Annotated in this window: 2 protein-coding genes; both read right to left on the minus strand. The window is 68.0% G+C overall.

Annotation, left to right across the window (positions count from 1 at the left end):
- Positions 1 to 115 precede the first annotated feature (115 nt).
- Positions 116 to 367 carry a hypothetical protein gene (locus tag ACWEPL_RS65120; RefSeq protein WP_452443053.1) on the minus strand — a complete coding sequence of 84 codons (252 nt, stop codon included), beginning with the start codon at positions 365 to 367 and terminating at the stop codon, positions 116 to 118.
- Between the two features lie 167 nt (positions 368 to 534).
- A partial coding sequence (locus tag ACWEPL_RS65125) for a discoidin domain-containing protein (RefSeq protein WP_452443055.1) occupies positions 535 to 2710 on the minus strand: 2176 nt, incomplete at its 5' end.

Here is a 2710-nt window from a genome sequence, read left to right on the forward strand (position 1 = left end):
CTCGGCCGAGGACGTGGCGAAATCCTTGCGCGACTACCAGGCCCTCGGCATCACCCACTTCGTCCTCTCCGACACCCCCTACCTGCCGGAGATCAAACGCCAGGGCGACCGGCTCCTACCGCTGCTGCGCGGCTGACCCCGGCCGGGCCGGGCTGAGCTCACGGGACCGGCCGACGGGGTCGCGGCGGCACGTCCGTTTGGTGGCGTGCCAGGTGCCGTGGCGGCCGGCGCAGTGGGGCCGGGGCGGCTGGAGGCCGGGCTGGGCAGGGGTCGGGACGGGGGTCAGGGCGGCGGTGATGAGGAACGTGGCGGTCGTGGTGAGGGCGCCGGTGATGACGGCGAGGGCTGCTCTCGTTCCAGTTCTCATGGTGCTCCCGGTGTTGTGGTCTGCCGGGTTTGATGCTCGGTTGTCGGTGGTTGTTCGGAGTGTTGCTGCAGGTCAGGCAAGGTATCCGGGTTTGTGGCTTATGTCAGGGAGGGCATTCCCGTGAACGGCGGGCGGGTGGCGGCCGTGGCAGCCACCCGCCCGTATCGCTAGGCGGCGCGATAGACGGCGATCTCGGTCAGCGTCGGGGTGTACACCTCACTCGGCACCTTCCCGGTGAGCGACACCCGGAGCCGGGAGGTCGTGACGCTGCCGAAGCCGGTCACGGACCGGTCGTGCCCGATGCCGTCGGCGCGACTGGCGAACGTCACCCAGGAGCCGGTCCCGGCGTCCCACCGCCGCAGGTCGAACGTCTGGACCCGCGGGTTGGTGCCCGAGTCGGTGTACTCGTCCAGGTAGACCTCGTCGAAGGTGGTGGCCGCGCCGAAGTCGATGTCGAGCGTGATCGGGTAGGCGGCGTCGTCGGCCGCCGCCCAGCGGGTCGCCGGGTTGCCGTCGGTCAGGTTGCCGGCGACGAGCGTGCCGTTCTGGCCGGGGTGGGTCGAGCTGGCGGTGACCGGTTTGCCGAGGGCGAGGTTGACCCGGCCGTCGCCGGGCTCGTTCTCGATGGGGTCGTCGTCGACCGGGTTGGTGACCTTCACGCCGATCGGGCTCTCCGCCATGCCGATGTCCGGCGCGTCGCCGTAGTAGATGTGGGTGCCCAGGAAGTCCTCGGTGCCCAGGTGGGGGTTGTAGCGGCCGGCGTCGATGAGCGGGGAGTCGTCGCGGAGCTTGAAGTGCGCGGCAGCCGTCCGGATCCGGTCCACGCCCGCTCCGGTGACGTACTTCGCCGGATCGCCGACGAACCTCGGGTCGGCGCGCAGGCCGGCCCGGTCGGCCGGTTCCTGGGTGGAGTGGGTGCCGCCGGCCTCGTAGTAGTCGTTGTTGGCGAACACCGCCTGGCGCAGCGCGCCGCTGCGGCGGTACCAGGGCGTCGGCCTCGTCGCGGAGGTGTTGTGGAAGATGTTGTTGAGGAAGTAGACCCTGCTCAGGAACGTCTCGTCGTGCATGTAGTCGAGGTCCGCGCCGTCGTACACGAAGGTGTTGTTCGTGAAGTAGGTCGGCGAGTAGTTCGTCGACAACATGTTCTTCACCAGCACGCCGTTGTCGTTGACGCTCAGGTTGTAGCGGGCGACCGAGTTGGAGCTGTTGCCCATGTACGCCATCCAGCCCGCGGCGTTGTCGTGCGAGTAGTTGAACTGATAGGTGACGTTGAAGTTCGTGTACTCCAGGTCCCACGGGGTGCCGTCGTACTCGTTGTCCGGGCCGCCGTAGACCTCGTTGAACTGCATGACCGAGTCGGCCCCCGCCCACAGGTAGAGCCCGCAGGACACCGCGTCGTAGCGCTTGAGGAAGCCGTTGACCTCGTTGTACTCGACCGTCATGTTCTTGGCGTTGGCGAACTGGAACGCGCCCTGGCCGACGCTCTCCGCGTAGTTGTGGCCGATGTAGACGTCACGGCTGTACAGGTCGCGGGTCCGCACCCAGAGCTGCTCCCAGCCCTCGTGGAACTTCCCGCTCTCGTCGTACTGGCCGGCGTCGGCTCCGTCGGCGGCGAACCAGTTGAACGAGAACTGCACGGCGTGCAGCTCGACCTTCACGAAGGTGTTGTTCTCGATCCGGACGTCCTTGAAGTAGTAGCCGCCGGTGCCGTACGACTTGTAGCTCTTGCCGCCGAAGACCTGGAAGTTGACGCCGCCGTAGTGGATCTTCTGCCAGGTGCTCGGGCCGTCGAGGTCGTGGACGTACACGTTGGAGATGCGGAAGTGGTCCATGACGCTGTCCGCGCCGGCCGCCAGCAGGTCGGCGTTGATGGAGACCATGATGCCGTCGCGGACGTAGGTCCCCGTGGTGATGTCGGTGGCGAAGTTGTCGTCGTTGGACAGCTCGACATTGTCGATCTCGAAGTACTGCTGGTTGCGCAGCACGATGGCGCCGGTCCGGCCGACCGTGTCGGGGTTCTTCGTGCCGTCCGCCCGGAAGGGGCTCGGCACCCGGCCGTTCGTCGCGATGTACGGCCGGCGGGCCTTCGAGTCGCCGTAGGCCGAGATGGCGATCGGCTTGCCCGCGCTGCCCGAGCCCTTCGGCCACAGCTGCTCGTTGTTCCACTGCTCGCCGGCCTTGAGCAGGATCCGGTCGCCGGGCTTGAACGTCGTCGCGTTCGCCTTGGCCAGGGTGCGCCAGGCGGTCTGCGGCGAGGTCCCGGCCGCGCTGTCGCGACCGGTCGTGGCGTCGATGAAGTAGTCCTTGCCGCCCGTCGGGTTCGGCGTGTTGCCCGGGAAGTCC

The organism is Nonomuraea sp. NPDC004186 (assembly GCF_053603495.1).